Source organism: Pseudomonas sp. sp1636, assembly GCF_030376615.1.
Classification (GTDB): Bacteria; Pseudomonadota; Gammaproteobacteria; order Pseudomonadales; family Pseudomonadaceae; genus Aquipseudomonas.
Genome location: NZ_JARRAB010000007.1, coordinates 119,052 through 140,406, shown reverse-complemented (window position 1 = coordinate 140,406; position 21,355 = coordinate 119,052). Strand labels below are relative to the sequence as shown.

At 65.1% G+C, this 21,355-nt stretch carries 18 protein-coding genes and 1 riboswitch; of the genes, 8 read left to right on the top strand and 10 right to left on the bottom strand.

Annotated elements, in window-relative coordinates:
- Nucleotides 1-32: 32 nt before the first annotated feature.
- Nucleotides 33-890 (bottom strand): HDOD domain-containing protein, encoded by an 858-nt coding sequence (locus P8H27_RS09330; protein WP_289636984.1) that lies wholly within the window; start codon nt 888-890, stop codon nt 33-35.
- A gap of 100 nt (nt 891-990) precedes the next feature.
- The gene (locus P8H27_RS09325) at nt 991-1,221 is read right to left on the bottom strand and encodes a hypothetical protein (RefSeq protein WP_289636983.1); all 231 of its coding nucleotides are present in this window, start codon (nt 1,219-1,221) and stop codon (nt 991-993) included.
- Between the two features lie 120 nt (nt 1,222-1,341).
- Between P8H27_RS09325 and P8H27_RS09320 the strand changes: the two genes are divergently transcribed.
- Nucleotides 1,342-1,824 carry a transcription elongation factor GreAB gene (locus P8H27_RS09320; protein WP_289636982.1) on the top strand — a complete coding sequence of 161 codons (483 nt, stop codon included), beginning with the start codon at nt 1,342-1,344 and terminating at the stop codon, nt 1,822-1,824.
- 232 nt (nt 1,825-2,056) lie between these two features.
- Here P8H27_RS09320 and P8H27_RS09315 read toward each other — a convergent pair whose 3' ends face one another.
- The gene (locus tag P8H27_RS09315; RefSeq protein ID WP_289636981.1) at nt 2,057-2,821 is read right to left on the bottom strand and encodes an ABC transporter substrate-binding protein; all 765 of its coding nucleotides are present in this window, start codon (nt 2,819-2,821) and stop codon (nt 2,057-2,059) included.
- A gap of 111 nt (nt 2,822-2,932) precedes the next feature.
- On the opposite strand from P8H27_RS09315, the gene P8H27_RS09310 reads away from it, so the two are divergent.
- Complete coding sequence (locus tag P8H27_RS09310; RefSeq protein WP_289636980.1) at nt 2,933-3,166, top strand: DUF2789 domain-containing protein; 234 nt, start codon at nt 2,933-2,935, stop codon at nt 3,164-3,166.
- A 47-nt stretch (nt 3,167-3,213) separates the two neighbouring features.
- On the opposite strand, the gene P8H27_RS09305 is transcribed toward P8H27_RS09310, so the two are convergent.
- The 5 genes from P8H27_RS09305 to tkt all read right to left on the bottom strand — a co-directional run bounded on the left by P8H27_RS09305 (nt 3,214) and on the right by tkt (nt 9,599).
- A complete protein-coding gene (locus P8H27_RS09305; RefSeq protein WP_289636979.1) occupies nt 3,214-3,720 on the bottom strand; it encodes a YgjP-like metallopeptidase domain-containing protein in 507 nt (168 codons plus the stop codon).
- A 250-nt stretch (nt 3,721-3,970) separates the two neighbouring features.
- Entirely contained in the window at nt 3,971-5,035 is a 1,065-nt protein-coding gene (gene fba, locus P8H27_RS09300; RefSeq protein WP_289636977.1) for a class II fructose-bisphosphate aldolase, read from the bottom strand.
- A gap of 214 nt (nt 5,036-5,249) precedes the next feature.
- Nucleotides 5,250-6,413: a phosphoglycerate kinase gene (locus P8H27_RS09295; RefSeq protein ID WP_289636976.1), complete on the bottom strand. Its 1,164-nt coding sequence runs from the start codon at nt 6,411-6,413 to the stop codon at nt 5,250-5,252.
- Nucleotides 6,414-6,417: 4 nt separating this feature from the next.
- On the bottom strand, nt 6,418-7,485 hold the full coding sequence (gene epd / locus P8H27_RS09290; RefSeq protein ID WP_289636974.1) for an erythrose-4-phosphate dehydrogenase: 1,068 nt from the start codon (nt 7,483-7,485) through the stop codon (nt 6,418-6,420).
- A 116-nt stretch (nt 7,486-7,601) separates the two neighbouring features.
- The gene (tkt, locus tag P8H27_RS09285; RefSeq protein WP_289636973.1) at nt 7,602-9,599 is read right to left on the bottom strand and encodes a transketolase; all 1,998 of its coding nucleotides are present in this window, start codon (nt 9,597-9,599) and stop codon (nt 7,602-7,604) included.
- Nucleotides 9,600-9,812: 213 nt separating this feature from the next.
- Between tkt and P8H27_RS09280 the strand changes: the two genes are divergently transcribed.
- The 3 genes from P8H27_RS09280 to ligB all read left to right on the top strand — a co-directional run bounded on the left by P8H27_RS09280 (nt 9,813) and on the right by ligB (nt 13,955).
- Nucleotides 9,813-10,823 (top strand): metalloregulator ArsR/SmtB family transcription factor, encoded by a 1,011-nt coding sequence (locus tag P8H27_RS09280; protein ID WP_289636972.1) that lies wholly within the window; start codon nt 9,813-9,815, stop codon nt 10,821-10,823.
- Between the two features lie 18 nt (nt 10,824-10,841).
- On the top strand, nt 10,842-12,032 hold the full coding sequence (metK, locus tag P8H27_RS09275; protein WP_289636971.1) for a methionine adenosyltransferase: 1,191 nt from the start codon (nt 10,842-10,844) through the stop codon (nt 12,030-12,032).
- Between the two features lie 249 nt (nt 12,033-12,281).
- A complete protein-coding gene (gene ligB / locus P8H27_RS09270; protein WP_289637052.1) occupies nt 12,282-13,955 on the top strand; it encodes an NAD-dependent DNA ligase LigB in 1,674 nt (557 codons plus the stop codon).
- 73 nt (nt 13,956-14,028) lie between these two features.
- On the opposite strand, the gene P8H27_RS09265 is transcribed toward ligB, so the two are convergent.
- A complete protein-coding gene (locus P8H27_RS09265) occupies nt 14,029-14,478 on the bottom strand; it encodes a cytochrome c (protein ID WP_289636969.1) in 450 nt (149 codons plus the stop codon).
- 370 nt (nt 14,479-14,848) lie between these two features.
- Nucleotides 14,849-14,942, top strand: a riboswitch (S-adenosyl-L-homocysteine riboswitch).
- A 166-nt stretch (nt 14,943-15,108) separates the two neighbouring features.
- Here P8H27_RS09265 and ahcY point away from each other — a divergent pair.
- Nucleotides 15,109-16,515, top strand: coding sequence for an adenosylhomocysteinase (ahcY, locus tag P8H27_RS09260; protein WP_289636967.1), 1,407 nt, complete (start codon nt 15,109-15,111; stop codon nt 16,513-16,515).
- Between the two features lie 91 nt (nt 16,516-16,606).
- Nucleotides 16,607-17,452 (top strand): methylenetetrahydrofolate reductase [NAD(P)H], encoded by an 846-nt coding sequence (gene metF / locus P8H27_RS09255; RefSeq protein ID WP_289636965.1) that lies wholly within the window; start codon nt 16,607-16,609, stop codon nt 17,450-17,452.
- A 175-nt stretch (nt 17,453-17,627) separates the two neighbouring features.
- Here the strand turns inward: metF and ppnN are convergent, their stop codons facing one another.
- Nucleotides 17,628-19,001: a nucleotide 5'-monophosphate nucleosidase PpnN gene (ppnN, locus tag P8H27_RS09250; protein ID WP_289636963.1), complete on the bottom strand. Its 1,374-nt coding sequence runs from the start codon at nt 18,999-19,001 to the stop codon at nt 17,628-17,630.
- 483 nt (nt 19,002-19,484) lie between these two features.
- Here ppnN and P8H27_RS09245 point away from each other — a divergent pair, with 483 nt between their 5' ends.
- Nucleotides 19,485-21,332: a DEAD/DEAH box helicase gene (locus P8H27_RS09245; protein WP_289636962.1), complete on the top strand. Its 1,848-nt coding sequence runs from the start codon at nt 19,485-19,487 to the stop codon at nt 21,330-21,332.
- Nucleotides 21,333-21,355: the final 23 nt, after the last annotated feature.

Below are 21,355 nucleotides of genomic sequence, written 5' to 3'. Positions count from 1 at the left end.
AGCCAAGCGATATTCAGAGGATTGCTGGGCCGCTAACGCAGGATCGCGGCCAGCTCATGGATTTCGTCGCCATGCTGGCTGACCAGGGCCAGGCGGCCGTCCGCCGCCACTTCCTGGTGTGCGCCAGGGAGCTTGGCGTAGGCGGCCAGGCTGGCCAGCGCTGGCAACTGCGTTGCGTCATGGCGATCAAGCAGGGCATGGAACAGGCTCAGGTTGACCAGATCGAGCAACTCGATCTGCCGCTGCCGCTGTAGCGTCCAGTTGCCCGCCTCGCGCACCAGATCCACATAAGCCTCATCCACCGCCCACTTTTTCAGCAGCATCACCCCCAGCGACTTGCCATAGGCCTGGCACAAGCTGTGGTAGCGCGCGGGCGTCGGCACCAGGTCACCGGCCTTGAACGCCGAGAGCACCGCGAGCGAGCCCACCTCGCTGAGCAAACTGCCGAGCACCGCATGATCGGCCGGAACCCGTCCCACCTTGCGCGCGAGACAGCCGCAGATACTCGCCTTCAGGGTCAACCGCTGCCAGGCGTCCAGGAACAATAACTTGTGCTCGGCACTGTGCAGAATAAACAGGCTCTTGACGCTGTGCAGCATCACCACCCGATCCACCTGCTGCATGCCGAGCACGCGCAACACGTCCTGCAGGGTCTTCGGCACCACGCGGGTGCGCAGCAAGGCGCTGGAGGCGTACTTCATCAGCAACGCACTGAGTGCCGGATCCCGGCCGATCAAGCCGATCAGCCGGGTCATGCTGACCTCCGGCTCGGCCAGCGCTCGGCGAATTTCCAGGGTCAACGTCGGCAAGCTGGGCAGTTGTTCCCGATCATTGATCAGTTGCGTGACTACCTGCCGATAAATCGAGTAGTCCGACTGTGTCGTCTCCATCATCGCCTCCCGCCGCAGATGGAGGCAGTGTATCCAAGGCGCCGGGGTATTGCGCTGCTTTCAGACGGCACCGGCACACAGGCCAAGGCCAGGCGTCGGCTCAGGCGATGCGAGCCTGGTTGACCTGAGCGCGGCGCCGAATGCTCAGGTCGAGCTTGAGGCAGATCGCCGCCAGCAGCATGAAGCCGGCGCCGAGGTTGCCCCGGCTGATCGGCACACCGAACAAGCTGCTCAACCATTCGGCAATCGGCCCCGGGTAGCTGGCCAGCGAAGCGCCCAACGGCACCAGCAGAAACAGGAAGAAAAACCCCATCGACCGCATCATGTTCATTCCCGCACCCTCGCTTTTAGTAGCAACCGGTGCACAATGCCGCCTTCGGTAGCCATGGCGACACTAGACTTTGGTGCATAAGCCGAAGTTTTCCTGCCGCCCCGACCCTGCGAGTGACCGTTGAACAAAGCCCTGCTCCAGCAATTGATTCTCGACCGGCTGCAAACCGACCTGGCACTGGCCCAGCACGCGGCATTGACTGCCTATGAAGCGGCCACTCATGAAGAAAATATTGCCGAGAACAAGTACGACACCCTGGGCCTGGAAGCGTCCTATCTGGCCGCCGGGCAGGCGCGCCGGGTCGAGGAGATTCGCCAAGCCCTGAGTGCCTGGGAAAAACTCCGGCTGCGGCCCTTCGATGCGCAACTGGGCATTCAGCTCAGCACCCTGGTGTGGCTGGCCGATGCCCAGGGCGGCGAGCAATGCCTGTTCCTCGGCCCCGACGGTGCCGGCCTGAAGGTGCTGCTGGACGGTCAGGAGGTGCGGGTGATCAGCCCACGGGCACCGCTCGGACAACGCCTGATCGGCTGCGGCGAAGGCGATCGGGTGGAGCTGCGCCTGGGCACCGCCACCCAGCTGTTCCTGGTGTTGCGGGCCTGCTGAACGCCCTCGCTCAAGGCTCTGAAGGGCTTGCGCCGGCGGTGGGCTGCTGGCAGATCGAATCGGCGAGAGTAGCCTGGATAAACCGCGGGACGCGGTGCAATCCGGGAGAGCGATCCCGGATTGCGCTGGCGCTTATCCAGCGCTACCCACGTCCAAAGCCATGGCGCTGTCCACCTTTAATTGTTGCCACTCGTTTTTGTGGGCGCAACAGCCAACTGGCACATGGCCTTGCTCAAGGGATTTCCACCTGCCAGCGGGCCGCCAGCCGGGCCAGTTGCCCGCGCTCGACCACTTGCCGAAAGCCCTCGTCGAAATCCTCGCGCAGGCGGTTATGGCTGCTCTGCAGAGGAAACGCGAAGTAACCGTCCTGCGTATCGATAGGATGCTCAAGCTGGTTGATCTCATCGCTCAAGCCCAGCGCCTGCAACACCGGCAGAGTGTTGCGCTGATTACTGGCGAAGAGCTCGAGACGGCCCAGGCTGAGCATTTTCAGGCCGTTGTCGACCGCCTCCACGGTGACCAGATCGAGCCCCTCGCGCACGCCATCGAAACGCGCGCCGTAGGTCCAGGCACGCACCACGCCAATACGCAGCCCAGCCAGCTGGCGGTAATCGCCAGACCACTCAAACGGCCGGTCGCGGCGGCGATAAAAGACGATCCGGTCGCGCTGAAAGGCCGACTCGGCAAAGGCGAAACGCGCCTCGCGCGCCGGGCTGCGATAGGGGCCGACAAGGATGTCGGCCTGGCCCCGTTCGACCATGAGTTGCGCCCGGGCCCAGGGGTAAGAGGCGAAGCGCAGGCTGTAGCCGCGCGGCTCGAGCACCTGGCGCAGCAGGTCAGGGCCGAGCCCCCGGTATTCGTCCGCCGCCGTGCGTTCGAATATCCGCGAAAAATCGCTGCCGACCACCAACAACTCGCGCGCCAGTGCCAGCGGCGGGATCAGCAGCACAAGGCCGACCCCCACCGCGAACAAACTGCGCAGAAACCCTGGATGCATACCCTGACCACCTCCAATCCCTGGAACCATTGTGCCACCGGCAGACCCCGGGGCCACTAGCGATATACGCTAGGCTGTATGGGCGAGCCCAATCGCTAGAAGGAGCACACCATGGAAAGCCCCACTCACAGCCTCTCGGCCCTGTTTGCCCAGCTCGGCTTGCCGGCCGAGCAGGCCAGCATCGAACGCTTCATCGCCACCCACTCCCCCTTGCCGGAAACCTGCCAATTGGCCGACGCGCCCTTCTGGACTGTCGCCCAGGCCAGCTTTCTGCGCGAGGAGATTCTCGAGGATGCCGACTGGGCGGAAGTGGTCGATCAGCTCAACCTGATGTTGCGCGGCTGAGGGACGCCGCGGCGACTGTCCCGGTGATGGCTAGCGCCCCCGCCGCCTCAGGCCGGGTTACGCCCTTGCAGCTCGCGCCAAGTCAGATAGACGCGCAGGTCGAACTCCAGCTGATGATAATCGGCCAGCATGTGTTGGCAGAGCTTGTAGAACGCCTTGTTGTGCTCGGCCTCTTTCAGATGGGCCAACTCGTGCACCACGATCATCTGCAGAAATTCCGGTGCGGCGTCCTTGAACAAGGCGGCGACGCGAATTTCCTTCTTGGCCTTGAGCTTGCCGCCCTGCACACGGGAAATCGCGGTGTGCAGGCCGAGGGCGCGATGGGTCAGGTCGAGGCGGTTGTCGAACAGCACCTTGTCGATCGCCGGCGCGTTCTTCAGGTGTTCCTGCTTGAGCGCCTGGATATAGGCGTATAGCGCCTTGTCGCTTTGCACGTCGTGCTTGCCGCTGTAACGCTGGGCCAGGTAGTCGCCCAGGCGTTGCTCGGCAATCAGCTGGCGGATCTGCTCTTGCAACGGCAGCGGGTAGCCCTGGAGGAATTTCAGTGGGGTCATGGTCAGTGATGGGCGGTTAGCTCGGGATTCGAGCCGAGGAGTATGCAGCAGCTGAGCCGTTGCAGCGACTCCGGCTGGATTCGCGGCCACCTCGCCATGGGCGCCACGCCAGCGCTTAGCACGCGCAGCCTTGGCGATGCCGCCAGCACGAGAGGCGCGGATTGGCAGGATCCACGAACGCCCCCGGCGGATTTGCCCGCGAAAACGCAAGAGCCCCGCACGGGCGGGGCTCTTGGCGTAACGCAGAGGCTTAGTTGACCTGGGCGGCCAGCTCGCCCCTGGCGTAGCGCTGGAACATGCCTTCCAGGGAGATCGGCTTGATCTTCGAGGCATTGCCGGCGGTGCCGAAGGCTTCGTAGCGGGCGATGCAAATGTCGCGCATGGCGGTCACGGTGGCGCCGAAGAACTTGCGCGGGTCGAACTCGCTCGGGTTCTCGGCCATCAGGCGGCGCATGGCACCGGTGGAAGCCAGACGCAGGTCGGTGTCGATATTGACCTTGCGCACGCCGTGCTTGATCCCTTCGACGATTTCCTCGACCGGCACGCCGTAGGTTTCCTTGATGTCGCCGCCGTACTGGTTGATGATCGCCAGCCACTCCTGCGGCACCGAGCTGGAGCCGTGCATCACCAGGTGGGTATTGGGGATGCGCTTGTGGATTTCCTTGATCCGGTCGATGGCGAGGATGTCGCCGGTCGGCGGTTTGGTGAACTTGTAGGCGCCGTGGCTGGTGCCGATGGCGATAGCCAGGGCATCGACCTGGGTGCGTTTGACGAAGTCGGCGGCTTCTTCCGGATCGGTGAGCATCTGGCTGTGGTCGAGCACGCCTTCGGCGCCGACGCCGTCTTCTTCGCCGGCCATGCCGGTTTCCAGGCTGCCCAGGCAACCGAGCTCGCCTTCCACCGAGACGCCGCAGGCGTGGGCGAAGGCCACGGTCTGCTGGGTCACGCGCACGTTGTAGTCGTAGTCGGCCGGGGTCTTGCCGTCTTCCTTCAGCGAGCCGTCCATCATCACCGAGCTGAAGCCCAGCTGGATCGAGCGCTGGCAGACGTCCGGGCTGGTGCCGTGATCCTGGTGCATGCACACCGGGATATGCGGGAACTCTTCGATGGCGGCCAGGATCAGGTGGCGCAGAAACGGCGCACCGGCGTATTTGCGCGCACCGGCCGAGGCCTGGACGATTACCGGGGAGTCGGTCTTGTCCGCGGCTTCCATGATGGCGCGCATCTGCTCGAGGTTGTTGACGTTGAAGGCCGGCACGCCATAGCCGAATTCGGCGGCGTGGTCGAGCATCTGGCGCATGCTGATAAGTGCCATGGTGTTCTTTCTCCCGGTGGGATTCGTTAATCGTGCAAGCCTGCCGCAGGGGCAGGCGCTATTCAAGTTATTGGAGACCAAGGGGCAGCCTGGTCTCTTGCTAAACCCCGACTGCCTTGAGATCTTCCCGGATTGCATCCGGGCTACCTGGCAATGGCGCCATCGATCCAAGCATCGCTAGCAGCCCAGTAAAGCAGGCATTGATCGCCCTTGCTCAGCCCTTGGCGCGCTGTTCCAGCACTGCCACGGCCGGCAGCACCTTGCCCTCGACGAACTCGAGAAAGGCGCCGCCGCCGGTGGAGATATAGGAAATCTTGTCGGCCACGCCATACTTGTCGATGGCCGCCAGGGTGTCGCCGCCACCGGCGATGGAGAACGCCGGGCTGGCGGCGATGGCCTCGGCCAGCACCTGGGTGCCGTTGCCGAACTGGTCGAACTCGAACACGCCGACCGGACCGTTCCACAAAATGGTCTGCGACGACTTCAGCAGCTCGGCGAACTGCGCCGCAGTCTGCGGGCCGATATCCAGAATCATGTCGTCCGCGGCCACCTCGGCGACCAGCTTGACCGTGGCCTCGGCGTCTTCGGCGAAGGCCTTGGCCACCACCACGTCCACCGGCAGCGGCACGCTGACCTTGGCCGCGATGGCTTTGGCGGTCTCCAGCAGGTCGGCTTCGTGCAGCGACTTGCCGACCGGGAAACCGGCGGCGGCGAGAAAGGTGTTGGCGATGCCGCCGCCGACGATCAGCTGGTCGCAGATCTGGCTCAGGCTGCTCAGCACATCGAGTTTGGTCGACACCTTGGAACCGGCCACAATCGCGGTCATCGGCTTGGCCGGGCTGCCCAGGGCTTTGCCCAACGCCTCCAGCTCGGCCGCCAGCAACGGGCCGGCGCAGGCGACCTGGGCGAACTTGGCCACGCCATGGGTCGAGCCCTGGGCGCGGTGGGCGGTGCCGAAGGCGTCCATGACGAAGACGTCGCAGAGGGCGGCGTATTGCCGGGCCAGGTCGTCGCTGTTTTTCTTCTCGCCGGAATTGAAGCGCACGTTTTCCAGCAACAGCAGTTGGCCCGGCTGGATCTCGACGCCGCCGAGGTAATCGTCAATCAGCGGCACCTCACGGCCCAGGGCCTGGCTCAGGTAGTCGGCCACTGGTTTGAGGCTGTTCTCTGCGCTGTACTCGCCTTCGCTCGGGCGGCCCAGGTGCGAGCAGAGCATGACCGCCGCACCCTTTTCCAGGGCCAGCTTGATGGTCGGCAGCGCGGCGAGGATGCGCGCGTCGCTCGTCACCGCGCCGTCTTTTACCGGCACGTTGAGGTCTTCGCGGATCAGCACGCGCTTACCGGCGAGGTCGAGGTCGGTCATCTTCAGAACGGTCATGGAATCAGTCCTTCACGGGGGCTGGTTGAATGGGAACAGGGGACACAGCAAGGAAGTGTTCGGCGACGTCGAGCATGCGATTGGCAAAGCCCCATTCGTTGTCGAACCAGGCCAGCAGATTGACCAGGCGCGGACCGGAAACCCGGGTCTGGCTGCCATCGACGATGGCCGAATGCGGATCGTGGTTGAAATCGCAACTGGCATGGGGCAGCTCGGTGTAGGCCAGCAAGCCCTGCAGCGGGCCGCTTTCGGCGGCCTGGCGCAGCACCCGATTGATTTCCGCCGCCGAGGTGTCGCGGGTGGTCAGCAGGCAGATGTCCAGGCAGGACACGTTCACCGTCGGCACGCGGATGGCTTTGGCCTGAATCCGCCCACTGAGTTCCGGCAGCAAGCGCTCGATGCCGCGGGCCAGGCCGGTGGACACCGGAATCACCGACTGGAAGGCCGAGCGGGTGCGGCGCAGGTCTTCGTGGTGGTAGGCATCGATCACCGGCTGATCGTTCATCGCCGAGTGGATGGTGGTGATGGACACGTACTCCAGACCAATCGCCTCATTGAGCAACTTGAGCAGCGGCACCCCGCAGTTGGTGGTACAGGAGGCGTTGGACACCAGTTTCTCGCTGCCGCTCAGGCAAGCCTGATTGACCCCGTAGACCACGGTGGCATCGATATCCGCCTCGCTGGCCATCGGCTGGGAGAACAGCACCCGCGGTGCGCCGGCCGCCAGGAAACGCTGGGCGTCGGCGCGGGTGTGATAAGCGCCGGAACACTCGAGCAACAGGTCGATATCCAGCGCCGCCCAGTCGATACCTTCCGGCGCCGCCTGGCGCAGCACCTGCACGCAGCCGCCATTGATATGCAGACAGTCGCCGTCGACCTTCACCTCACCGGGAAAGCGCCCGTGGGTGGAGTCGAAACGGGTCAGGTATTCGATGCTGGCCTGGTCGGCCAGGTCGTTCAGCGCGACTATTTCCAGGCGCGCGTCGGCACCGCGCTCATGCAGGGCGCGCAGCACGCAGCGACCGATGCGGCCGTAGCCGTTGAGGGCGACTCTGTAGGGGCGTTGCAGCATAGAAAGGCTCACCGAAACGAGGGAGATGCGAGGTAGGGCGGGCTTCAGCCCACCGATTGGCCGATACGGGTGACCGGCTCGGAGGGCTTCAGCCCACCCTACTCTGTCGGTATGACTCAGTCTTCCAGCAGTTCGGCGGCGGTTTCCAGCAGGTTCTCGACGGTAAAGCCGAAGTGTTCGAACAGCGCCGGTGCCGGGCCGGACTCACCGAAGCCGGTCATGCCGATCACCCGGCCTTCCAGGCCGACGTACTTGTACCAGAAGTCGGCATGGGCGGCCTCGATGGCAATCCGCGCGCCAACCTGCAACGGCAGCACCGCCTGCTTATAGGCGGCGTCCTGCTGGTCGAACAGGCTGGTCGACGGCATGGAGACCACGCGCACCTTGCGGCCCTGCTCGGTCAAGGCGTCAAACGCCTGCACCGCCAGGCCGACTTCCGAACCAGTGGCGATCAGGATCAGCTCCGGCTCGCCGGAACAGTCTTTCAGCACATAGCCGCCGCGGGCGACGTTGGCCAATTGCTCGGCGTCACGCACCTGGTGGGTGAGGTTCTGCCGCGAGAAGATCAGCGCGCTGGGGCCGTCGTTGCGCTCGATCGCGCATTTCCAGGCCACCGCCGACTCCACCGCATCGCAGGGACGCCAGGTGTTCAGGTTCGGCGTGCAGCGCAGGCTGGCCAGCTGCTCGATCGGCTGGTGGGTCGGGCCGTCTTCGCCCAGGCCGATGGAGTCGTGGGTGTAGACGAACAGCACGCGCTTCTTGATCAGCGCGGCCATGCGCACGGCGTTGCAGGCGTATTCCATAAACACCAGGAAGGTCGCGCCGTAGGGCACGAAACCGCCGTGCAGGGCGACGCCGTTCATGATTGCGCTCATGCCGAACTCGCGCACGCCGTAGAACATGTAGTTGCCGCTGGCATCTTCGGCGGACACGCCTTTGCAGCCCTTCCACAGGGTCAGGTTGGAACCGGCCAGGTCGGCCGAGCCGCCGAGGAATTCCGGCAGCAGCGGGCCGAAGGCATTCAGTGCGTTCTGGCTGGCCTTGCGGCTGGCGATGGTTTCGCCCTTGGCCGCGACGTCCTGGATATAGGCGGCGGCCTTCTCGGCGAAATCGGCCGGCAGCTCGCCGGCGATGCGCCGTTCGAACTCGGACGCCAGCTCCGGGTAGGCGGCGGCGTAGGCGGCAAAGCGCTGGTTCCACTCGGCCTCGGCGGCGGCGCCGGCCTGCTTGGCGTCCCACTCGGCGTAGATCTCGGCGGGGATCTCGAAGGGGCCGTGGTTCCAGCCCAGGGTGGCGCGGGTCAGGGCGATTTCGTCGTTGCCCAGCGGCGCGCCGTGGCAGTCTTCCTTGCCCTGCTTGTTCGGCGAACCGAAGCCGATGGTGGTCTTGCAGCAGATCAGGGTCGGTTGCGCGCTCTTGCGCGCGGTGTCGATGGCGATCTTGATTTCTTCGGCGTCGTGGCCGTCGACGTTGCGGATCACCTGCCAGCCGTAGGCCTCGAAGCGCTTGGGCGTATCGTCGGTGAACCAGCCCTCGACCTCGCCGTCGATGGAGATGCCGTTGTCGTCGTAGAAGGCGATCAGCTTGCCCAGGCCCAGGGTGCCGGCCAGCGAGCTGACTTCATGGCTGATGCCTTCCATCATGCAACCGTCGCCGAGGAACACATAGGTGTGGTGATCGACGATCTGGTGGCCGTCGCGATTGAACTGGGCGCCCAGCACTTTCTCGGCGAGGGCGAAGCCCACGGCGTTGGCCAGCCCCTGACCGAGCGGGCCGGTGGTGGTTTCGACGCCCGGGGTGTAGCCGTATTCCGGGTGGCCCGGGGTGCGGCTGTGCAGCTGGCGGAAGTTCTGCAGATCCTCGATAGCCAGGTCGTAACCGGTCAGGTGCAGCAGCGAGTAGATCAGCATCGAACCATGGCCGTTGGACAGCACGAAGCGGTCACGGTCGGCGAAGCTCGGGTTGCCCGGGTTGTGCTTGAGGTAGTCGCGCCAGAGCACTTCGGCGATGTCCGCCATGCCCATAGGGGCACCCGGGTGGCCGCTGTTGGCTTTCTGCACGGCATCCATGCTCAGGGCACGAATGGCATTGGCTCGCTCACGACGGCTGGGCATCACTGAATCTCCTACGGGGCTACTTCTAAAACGAAGGGGGCGGAAAAAGGCGGCCATTTTCGCCCAGCGGAGCCCACCGGGGCAATGACAGATAGTCGTAGGGCCAATGTTTTCTAGGCAGCCATCCGCAAACCCACGCCAGCAACAGCAATATCAAAATTTATTGATATTGCTGTTGCTGGATGAAAAGTGACCGACTAGACTGCCCACCCTATGAATGTGCGCGCCCCCCAACTGCATTTCGAGCCCGTCGATGAACTGTCCGCCCTGTGCAAGGCCGGCGGCGATCCGTTGCGCCTGAACGTACTGCGCGCCCTGGCCAACGACTCCTTCGGCGTGCTGGAGCTGGCGCAGATATTCGCCATCGGCCAATCGGGCATCAGCCACCACTTGAAGGTGCTGGCCCAGGCCGGCCTGGTCGCCACCCGCCGCGAAGGCAATGCGATCTTCTATCGCCGCGCCCTGGCGCAGAGCGAACACCTCGGCAGCGTTCTGCATGCGGCCCTGCTCGAGGAAGTCGATGGCTTGCCGCTGCCGGACGAGGTTCGGGCGCGCATCGCCAACGTGCACAGCCAGCGCGCCGCGGCCAGCCAGGAGTTTTTCGCCCGCAGCGCGGCCAGCTTCCAAGCCCAGCAAGACCTGATCGCCGGCCTGCCGCAATATCGCGACAGCGTGCTGACCCTGCTCGACTCCCTGGGCTTTACGCCATCGGCCACAGCGCTGGAAATCGGCCCCGGCGACGGCGGCTTCCTGCCTGAGCTGGCGCGGCGCTTTGCCCGGGTCACGGCCCTGGACAACAGCCAGGCGATGCTCGAACTGGCGCAGTTGCGCTGCGCGGCAGAAGGCCTGGCCAACATCGAACTGCAACTGGCCGACGCCCTGAGCGATGACTACGCCGCCGCCGACTGCGTGGTGCTGAATATGGTGCTGCACCATTTCGCCGCCCCGGCCGAGGCCCTGAAGCGACTGGCCAACCGGGTAAACCCCGGCGGCAGTCTGCTGATCACCGATCTCTGCAGCCATAACCAGAGCTGGGCCCGCGAGGCCTGCGGCGATCTCTGGCTCGGCTTCGAGCAAGACGACCTGGCCCGTTGGGCCGTCGCGGCCGGACTCAGCGCCAGCGACAGCCTCTATGTAGGCCTGCGTAACGGCTTCCAGATTCAGGTTCGGCACTTTGCCAAACCGCCAACACACAGCGGCCTACGGGCTCCAGTCAGCGCTTAACCATAGGAAAACCGATCGATGAGCGAATACTCCCTCTTTACCTCCGAGTCCGTCTCCGAAGGCCATCCGGACAAGATCGCCGACCAGATTTCCGACGCGGTGCTCGATGCCATCATCGCCCAGGACAAACACGCCCGCGTGGCCTGTGAAACCCTGGTCAAGACCGGCGTGGCGATTGTCGCCGGCGAAGTCACCACCAGCGCCTGGGTCGACCTCGAGCAGATCGTCCGCGACGTCATCTGCGACATCGGCTACACCAGCTCCGACGTCGGCTTCGACGGCGCCACCTGCGGCGTGCTCAACATCATCGGCAAGCAGTCCCCGGACATCAACCAGGGCGTCGACCGGGCCAAGCCGGAAGACCAGGGCGCCGGCGACCAGGGCCTGATGTTCGGCTACGCCAGCAACGAAACCGACGTGCTGATGCCGGCGCCGATCTGCTTCTCGCACCGCCTGGTCGAGCGCCAGGCCGAAGCGCGCAAATCCGGCCTGCTGCCGTGGCTGCGCCCGGACGCCAAATCCCAGGTCACCTGCCGCTACGAGAACGGCAAGGTGGTCGGCATCGACGCGATAGTGCTGTCCACCCAGCACAACCCGGAAATCAGCCAGGCCGACCTGCAGGAAGCGGTCATGGAGTTGATCGTCAAGCACACCCTGCCCGCCGAACTGCTGCACAAGGGCACCCAGTACCATATCAACCCGACCGGCAAATTCGTCATCGGCGGCCCGGTGGGCGATTGCGGCCTGACCGGGCGCAAGATCATCGTCGACACCTACGGCGGCATGGCCCGTCACGGCGGCGGCGCCTTCTCCGGCAAGGATCCGTCCAAGGTCGACCGTTCGGCGGCTTACGCCGGCCGTTACGTGGCGAAGAACATCGTCGCTGCAGGTTTGGCCGAGCGCTGCGAGATCCAGGTGTCCTACGCCATCGGCGTGGCCCAACCGACCTCGATCTCGATCAACACCTTCGGCACCGGCAAGATCGGCGACGACCTGATCATCCAGCTGGTGCGCGAGCACTTCGACCTGCGCCCCTACGCGATCACCAAAATGCTCGACCTGCTGCACCCGATGTACCAGGCGACCGCGGCCTACGGCCACTTCGGCCGTCCCCCGGTCGAGATGAGCGTGGGCGACGACAGCTTCACCGCCTTCACCTGGGAAAAAACCGACAAGGCCGCCGAGCTGCGCGCCGCCGGCGGTTTGTAAGCCCGCCAGCAACACCGAGAGCCCCGCCCCGTGCGGGGCTTTTTGTTGTGCGCAGGAAACCGACTAGCAGGCCGTTGAAAAACGTAGGCGAGGCAGCCGAGACAAGGCAAAAACAGGCGAGGAAGCGGAGTTTACGAGCTGTAAATGAGCATTCCGAGCCTGTTTTTAACGCCGTATCGGCAACGTAGGTAGTTTTTCAACGGCCTGCTAGGCTGTAAAGCCTATTCCCCCCGAGCAAGGATGCTCATGATGAATCCCCGGATCGCCCTACTCCTGCTTGCGCTCGTCCTCGATGCCTGGGCCGCCCCTTGCCCCGACTGGCCCACGGTGCAGGCCAAGGCTGAAATAACCGCACTCGGCGCACAGCTCGCCGCCTGGGACGACGCCTACCATCGCCAGGGCGTGGCCCTGGTCGCCGACGAACTCTACGACCAGGCCCGCGCCCAGTTGGAGCAGTGGCGCAGCTGCTTTGCCGGAATCGGCCCGCCGCCCACCGATCCCCTGAGCGGCAGCGCCGGGCGGGTCGTCCATCCGGTGGCACAGACCGGGCTGCGCAAGCTGGCGGATCACGCCGAGGTCCGCAACTGGATCGCGACCCGCAACGACCTGTGGATCCAACCCAAGGTCGATGGCGTGGCGGTGACCCTGGTCTATCGCGACGGCCATTTGCGGCAGGCCATCAGCCGCGGCGACGGCCGCAGCGGCCAGGACTGGACGACCCAGGCGCAACGCCTGCCAGCCATTCCGCAACGCCTGCCGACGGCGCTTGACCTGACCCTGCAAGGCGAACTCTATTGGCGCCTGCCCGAGCATGTGCAAGCCGAGGCCGGCGGCCTTGGCGCGCGCGGCCGGGTCGCCGGCCTGCTGGCGCGGCAAACGCTGACGGAGCAGGACGCCGCCGGCATCGGCTTGTTCGTCTGGGACTGGCCGGACGGCCCGGCCGAGATGCGCGAGCGCTTGCAGCAACTCGACGCCCTGGGTTTTGCCGACAGCCTGCGATTCAGCCAGCCGCTCAGCGACTTCAGCGCCGCCCGGCACTGGCGCGAACAGTGGTACCGCAACCCCCTGCCTTTCGCCAGCGATGGCGTGGTGCTGCGCCAGGGCAAGCGCCCCGCCGTCGAACGCTGGCAAGCCGCACCGCCGCATTGGGCGGCGGCCTGGAAATACCCGCTGAGCCAGGCGTTGGCCGTGGTGCAGGCGGTGGATTTCCGGATTGGCCGCAGCGGCCGCATCACCCCAGTGCTGCGCTTGCAGGCGATCACCCTGGACGAGCGCCGGATCGAATATGTCGGCCTCGGCTCGTTGCAACGCTGGCAGCAGCTGGACATTCGCCCGGGCGATCAGGTCGCGATCCGCCTCGCCGGCCTGACCATTCCCAAACTGGACAGCGTGGTCTGGCGTAGCCCGCAACGCCGCCGACTCGCGGTTCCTGATGCCGACACATACCACCCGCTGAGCTGCTGGCGCGCCACCCCGGCCTGCGCCAGCCAGTTCCGCGCGCGCCTGGCTTGGCTCAGTGGCAAACAGGGCTTGGCGCTACCCGGGGTCGGCCCCGCCACCTGGGACAAACTGCTGCAGGCGCAGCAAATCGACGGCTTGCTCGACTGGCTGAGCCTGAGCGAGAGCCAGGTGCGCAATCTTCCCGGATTTGGCGAACGCAGCGCTGCCGCGTTGCTGCACAGTTTCGGCCTGGCCCGGCAACGCCCCTTTGCCGACTGGCTGCGCGCCATCGGCCTGCCGCCAAGCGGCGATGCGCCGCTGGCGGACAACTGGGATGAGCTGGCGCAACGCACCAGCTCAGACTGGCAGCGCCAGCCCGGAATCGGCCCAAGCCGCGCGGCGCAACTGCAGGCCTTCTTTCGCCACCCGCAAGTGCAGGCCTTGCGCGATCAACTGCGCGGCGCGCGGATCGAGGGGTTTTAAGCCGGTGCGATGCCCCGCTAGCAGGCCGTTTTTAACGCAGTATTGCCAACGCAGGTAGTTTTTCAACGGCCTGCTAGAACGCACGAAACTCCTCGTGACAGGCCTTGCAGCCGTCCTCGACACGCTGCACGGGCGCAACCAAATCGGCAGCTTCCAGCGGGCGGACAGCCGTCGCGGCGACCAGTGCGGCCGTGCCTGCTTCCAGCTCGCGGGCCAGCTGCTGGAAACGCGCCTGGCGCTGCCAGACCTCATCCTTGGCACGGCTCTCACCGCCCTCTTCCTTGACTTGGGGAAAGTGCTGCCAAGGCGTGCGAACCAGTTGATCGAGTTCGGCCGCACCGCTGACAAACCGCTGCGGCTTGAAGGCAATCCGCCCACGCAACATGCCGCCGAGGTCTTCGCTGACCTTGAGCATCTGCTTGAAAATGGCCTGGCGCTGGCCCTGCGGAGAGTTCGGGTCGACCCCTCCGCAGGCAGTCAGGGTCAGGGCAAGCGCAACGAGGAACAGGCTCTTCAACTTCATAACACCTTCACGACAAACAGCTTGGATTAACAGAACGGCCGACAGTATCGCCATCCGCGCCGGTGCGGCCAAGCGTGGTGTTTGAGCGCAGAGGTCAACACGCCGGGAACGGCCGTTCGCAGGCCGCCCCATGCCTGGCGCGCACCCAGGCGCTGGCGCGGCGGCCAACCAGCTCGCCCGCTGGCTTGGGCCGACGTTGCGCTGGCGCATCCCGCTCCTGGAGTGCCCATGTCCGATCCATTGCGGCGCTATTGGCCCAGACGGCCATCCACGGCCATCCCGAGCGACGGAAAGCCTTGGGCTTGGCGCCCGGCCTCGCTATAATCGCCGGGCTTCACACGACCGGCACAGTTCCGGTCGCTCCCGCCACCTGTCCGAGGGGCGCTGCAGCAAACCCTGCCAAGCGGGGATTTGTCAGGCTCGGATGGGGCGTTAACCAAACGCATCAACGGCGCCCAATCAGACTGCGTGAAAACGTAGCGAGCGAAGGTCAGGCAAGACAGAATCAGGCGAGGAAGCGGAGTTTACGCACTGTAAATGAGCATTCCGAGCCGGTTTCTAACGCAGCCTGGCCGAGCGCAGTAGTTTTCACACAGCCTGATCGCAGACAACGAATGGAGAATTCACTGCATGAGCGCTGTACTGACGCCTGCCGGTTTTACCGACTTCAAAGTCGCCGACATTTCCCTGGCCGCCTGGGGCCGCCGCGAAATCATCATCGCCGAATCGGAAATGCCCGCGCTGATGGGCCTGCGCCGCAAATACGCCGGCGAACAACCGCTCAAGGGCGCGAAGATCATCGGCTGCATCCACATGACCATCCAGACCGCCGTGCTGATCGAGACCCTGGTCGCCCTGGGCGCCGAAGTGCGCTGGTCGTCGTGCAACATCTTCTCCACCCAGGATCAGGCCGCCGCGGCCATCGCCGCCGCCGGCATCCCGGTGTTCGCCTGGAAGGGCGAGACCGAAGCCGAATACGAGTGGTGCATCGAGCAGACCATCCTGGCCGGCGGCCAGCCATGGGACGCCAACATGATCCTCGACGACGGCGGCGACCTGACCGAGATCCTGCATAACAAATACCCGGCCATGCTCGACAAGATCCACGGCGTCACCGAAGAAACCACCACCGGCGTACACCGCCTGCTCGACATGCTGGCCAAGGGCGAGCTGAAAGTCCCGGCGATCAACGTCAACGACTCGGTGACCAAGAGCAAGAACGACAACAAGTACGGCTGCCGTCACAGCCTCAACGACGCGATCAAGCGCGGCACCGACCACCTGCTGTCCGGCAAGCAGGCGCTGGTGATCGGCTACGGCGACGTGGGCAAGGGCTCGGCGCAGTCGCTGCGCCAGGAAGGCATGATCGTCAAGGTCAGCGAAGTCGACCCGATCTGCGCCATGCAGGCGTGCATGGACGGCTTCGAACTGGTTTCGCCGTTCAAGGACGGCATCAACGACGGCAGCGAAGCCTGCGTCGACAGCGCGCTGCTGGGCAAGATCGACCTGATCGTCACCACCACCGGCAACGTCAACGTCTGCGACGCCAACATGCTCAAGGCGCTGAAGAAGCGTGCCGTGGTGTGCAACATCGGCCACTTCGACAACGAAATCGACACCGCCTTCATGCGCAAGCACTGGGCCTGGGAAGAAGTCAAACCGCAGGTGCACAAGATCCACCGCACCGGCAAAGACCTCGACCCGCTCAACGACGACTACCTGATCCTGCTGGCCGAAGGCCGCCTGGTCAACCTGGGCAACGCCACCGGCCACCCGAGCCGGATCATGGACGGCTCCTTCGCCAACCAGGTGCTGGCGCAGATCTTCCTGTTCGGCCAGAAGTTCGCCGAGCTGCCGGCCGCACAGAAAGCCGAACGCCTGTGCGTCGAAGTCCTGCCGAAGAAGCTCGACGAAGAAGTGGCGCTGGAGATGGTCAAGGGCTTCGGCGGCGTGGTCACGCAACTGACCAAGCAGCAGGCCGACTACATCGGCGTCACCCAGGAAGGCCCGTTCAAGCCGGACGCCTATCGCTATTGATGCGTAGGGTGGGTTAGCCGCGCAGCGGCGTAACCCATCGAGAACCATGGTGGGTTACGCCTTCGGCTAACCCACCCTAGGGAGTTTTCTTATGTCTCAAGAACGCCGTTACAGCTTCGAGTTCTTCCCCGCCAAGACCGAAGCCGGGCATGAAAAACTGTTGGCCACCGCGCGCCAGTTGGCCAGCTACCAGCCGGACTTCTTCTCCTGCACTTACGGTGCCGGCGGTTCGACCCGCGACCGCACCCTGCACACCGTGCTGCAGCTAAATAACGATGTCGGCGTGAGCACGGCGCCGCACCTGTCCTGCGTCGGCGACTCCAAGGCCGAACTGCGCGAGCTGCTGAACACCTACAAGGACGCCGGGATCGAGCGCATCGTCGCCCTGCGTGGCGACCTGCCGTCCGGCATGGGCCTGGCCAGCGGCGAGCTGCGTTACGCCAACGAACTGGTCAGCTTCATTCGCCAGGAGACCGGCGATCACTTCCACATCGAAGTCGCCGCCTACCCGGAGATGCATCCGCAGGCACGCAACTTCGAGGACGACATCGCCAACTTCGTGCGCAAGGCCAAGGCCGGCGCCAGCAGCGCGATCACCCAGTACTTCTTCAACGCCGACAGCTACTTCTACTTCGTCGAGCGACTGCGCAAGCTGGGCGTGGATATTCCGGTGGTACCGGGCATCATGCCGATCACCAACTACAGCAAGCTGGCACGCTTCTCCGATGCCTGTGGCGCCGAAATCCCGCGCTGGGTACGCAAGCAACTGGAGGCCTATGGCGACGACAGCGACAGCATCCGCGCCTTCGGCGAGCAGGTGATCGGCGAGATGTGCGAACGCCTGCTGCAAGGCGGTGCGCCTGGGCTGCACTTCTACTGCATGAACCAGGCAGCCCCCAGCCTGGCAATCTGGAACAACCTCAAGCTGCCGCGCTGACAGCCGCCCGGAGGTCGGAGCCTTGCCCGACCTCCGGGTTTGCCTGCAGCGCGACCCGCCGCTCACCTCCCCATCAGGGGACGAGATGGATACATCTGGCGCCATGCCAGTGTTTCAGCGCCAGTTAATCGCCATCGCGGGTCTCGCCTGCCTGGGTCTGCGCCGCGGCGCCCGGCTAGCTCAGCACCCGGTAGCAGGGCACATAGACGCTGCCCCCCGGCAGCTTCATCCGGTGCTGGTCGACGAAGGCCTGGAGCAGGCGACCCAGCGGCTGCATGATGTCCTGATCGCCGGTGATCTCATAGGGGCCATACTGCTCGATCAGGCGAATCCCCTGAACCTTGACATTGCCGGCGACTATGCCGGAGAACGCGCGGCGCAACTGCGCCGCCAGCTCATGCACCGGCTGGTCGCGGGTCAGATTCAGGCTGGCCATGTTTTCATGGGTGGGTTCGAACGGGCGCTGGAAACTCTCGTCGATCCGCAGCAGCCAGTTGAAATGGAAGGCATCGTTGCGCTCGCGGCGGAACTGGGTGACGCCCTTGATCCCCTGGGCCATTTCCCGTGCCACCTGGGCCGGATCGTTGATGATGATCTTGCAGCGCTGCTGCGCCTCGGCCCCCAGGGCGACGCCGATGAACTCATGCAGTTGTTCCAGGTAGGGGCTGGCGCTTTTCGGCCCGGTCATGATCAACGGGAAGGGTACGCCCCGGTTGTCCGGGTGCAGCAGGATGCCGAGAAAATACAACAGTTCCTCGGCGGTACCGGCGCCGCCGGGGAAGATGATGATGCCATGCCCCACCCGGACAAAGGCCTCCAGGCGCTTTTCGATATCAGGCAGGATCACCAGCTCATTGACGATCGGATTGGGCGCCTCGGCGGCGATGATCCCCGGCTCGGTCAATCCCAGGTAACGCCCCCCGACAATGCGCTGCTTGGCGTGGGCGATGGTGGCGCCCTTCATCGGCCCCTTCATCACCCCGGGGCCACAGCCGGTGCAGATATCCAGACCGCGCAGGCCCAGTTCATGGCCGACCACCTTGGTGTAGCGGTATTCTTCGCCGCTGATCGAGTGGCCGCCCCAGCACACCACTACGTTCGGCTCCACACCGGCGCGCAAGGTGCGGGCGTTGCGCAGCAGGTGGAAGACATAGTCGGTGATGCCCTGGGAGCTGTTGAAATCGACCCGCTTGTTTTCCAGCTCGCTCTGCGTGTAGACGATGTCACGCAGGGCGCTGAACAGCATTTCCCGGGTGCTGGCGATCATCTCGCCATCGACGAAGGCGTCGGCCGGCGCGTTGCACAGCTCCAGGCGAATGCCGCGATCGAGCTGATGAATCAGAATCTCGAAATCCGGGTATGCCTCCAGGATGGTCTTGGCGTTGTCGCTGTGCGAGCCGGTGTTCAAGATCGCCAGGGCGCACTGGCGGAACAGCGCATAGACGCTGCCGGAGCCGGTTTCGCGCAACTGCTGCACTTCGCGCTGCGACAGGGTTTCCAGGCTGCCCTTGGGGGACACCGTGGCGTTGGTGGTTTTTCTGCTGGCCATATGCACACTCCATGGCTGTGGTACCGCTCAAGTCATACAGGCCTGATCGTTTAGTCAAGTTATAGCCTAGACCCCCGAGCCAACGGGCGACTGCGGGATCGCCCCGGCGGGTCGGCATGATCCGCGCTACGGGCGCAATTTGCACGCCGTGTTTCATCCCCCGAGCGCCGCCGCGCAAGCCGCTGTCGGGCTCGGCCCGGGCCACGCTAGTGGCGCCGGCGTTCTCGAGCAGGCCTGCGCACCTGCCTGCAGCAGCCACGCAGAACGCGCCATGGCAGGCCTCGCCGGCAGACCTGCACCGCTGGGCAGTCGAAAAATCCCACACCGCGACGGCTCTGTTATACTCCGGCCTTCCCGCCAGGCTTGCGCCCGGATGCTAGTCCCCAGAGACCAGCAGTACCGGACGGGATTGCGCCCCCCAAACGCGATTCAAGTCAGGCAATACACCCCATAGGGCCTCGCCCTCACTAAACAGGATTACTCATGTCCTTTGCCTCCCTCGGTCTCTCCGAGGCTTTAGTCCGCGCCATCGAGGCAGCGGGCTACACCCAGCCCACCCCAGTGCAACAGCGGGCCATTCCCGCCGTGTTGCAAGGCCGCGACCTGATGGTTGCCGCCCAGACCGGGACGGGTAAAACCGGCGGCTTCGCCCTGCCGATCCTGGAGCGGCTGTTCCCCAACGGCCATCCGGATCGCGAGCAGCGCCACGGCCCGAAACAACCGCGCGTGCTGGTGCTCACCCCCACTCGCGAACTGGCCGCCCAGGTGCACCAGAGCTTCAAGGTCTATGCCCGCGACCTGAAATTCGTCAGCACCTGCATCTTCGGCGGAGTCGGCATGAACCCCCAGGTGCAGGCCATGGCCAAGGGCGTCGACGTGCTGGTGGCCTGCCCTGGTCGCCTGCTCGACCTGGCCGGCCAGCGCGCCGTGGATCTGTCCCACGTGGAAATCCTGGTGCTGGACGAAGCCGACCGCATGCTCGACATGGGCTTCGTGCATGACGTGAAGAAGGTCCTCGCCAAGCTGCCGGCGAAGCGCCAGAACCTGCTGTTCTCGGCGACCTTCTCCAAAGACATCACCGACCTGGCCGGCAAGCTGCTGCACAACCCCGAGCGTATCGAGGTCACCCCGCCGAACACCACGGTCGAGCGCATCGAACAGCGGGTATTCCGCCTGCAGGCCAGCCACAAGCGCGCCCTGCTCGCCCACCTGATCAGCGCTGGCGCCTGGGAACAGGTGCTGGTGTTCACCCGCACCAAGCACGGCGCCAATCGCCTGGCCGAATACCTCGACAAGCACGGCCTGGCGTCCGTGGCGATCCACGGCAACAAGAGCCAGAATGCCCGCACCAAGGCCCTGGCCGACTTCAAGGCCGGTAACGTGCGGATCATGGTCGCCACCGATATCGCCGCCCGCGGCCTGGACATCGACCAGTTGCCGCATGTGGTCAACTTCGAGCTGCCGAATATCGAGGAAGACTACGTGCACCGTATCGGCCGTACTGGCCGCGCCGGGCGTAGCGGCGAGGCGATCTCGCTGGTCGCGCCCGATGAAGAAAAACTGCTCAAGGGCATCGAGCGGATGACCAAGCAGAAGATCGCCGACGGCGACCTGCTCGGCTTCGATGCCAGCACGGTCGAGGCCGAGCGCCCGGAAGTGCGCGAGCCGCAGAAGCCGCGCCAACCCCGCGGCGCCAAGCCGGAAGGCGAGCGCCACGGCGGCGGCCGCAAGGACAAGGGCAAGGACAGCGGCAAGGCCAAGCCTCAGGCCGCCCGTTCGCAGCAGCCACGCCGCGCGCAAACCGGCCGCGCCGCCGCGCCGGCAGTGCCTGCTCTGCCGCCGGATCGGGCGCCGGATGAGTTCCGCGACGACGAAATCGATAACTTCGGTAATCGGGCCGACTATGTCAGCCCACACCAGAACAAGCAGCAGAACCGTGGCCGTCGGCCCGGCGCGCCTGCTTCGGGCCCCAGCGCCAGCAATGCCGTTGGCCAGGGGCCGCGCACGCCGAGCAAAAGCCCGCGTAGCGGTGCCGGTGCCGGTGCCGGCAACCAAGGCAAACGCCAGGGTTCGGGCGGCCAAGGGCGCAATGGCTCCGGCCGCGCCCGGCCGCCGCGCGACTCACGCGAGATCACCACCTCGCTCAACCGCGATGAGTTGCCACGCCGAGAGGGCGCGGCAAAAAGCCCGAGTGACAAGCAACCGGTGATCGTGCACAAAGGTTCGCGCAGCAGCGAACGCTTCCCGACGCCCGAGCAACTCGACCAGCTGCCGAGCAATCGTCCGCGCGGCGAGAAACCTGCCCTGCTGACGCGCAACCGCGAAAGCTAAGCAGCGTTCTTAACCACAACGCC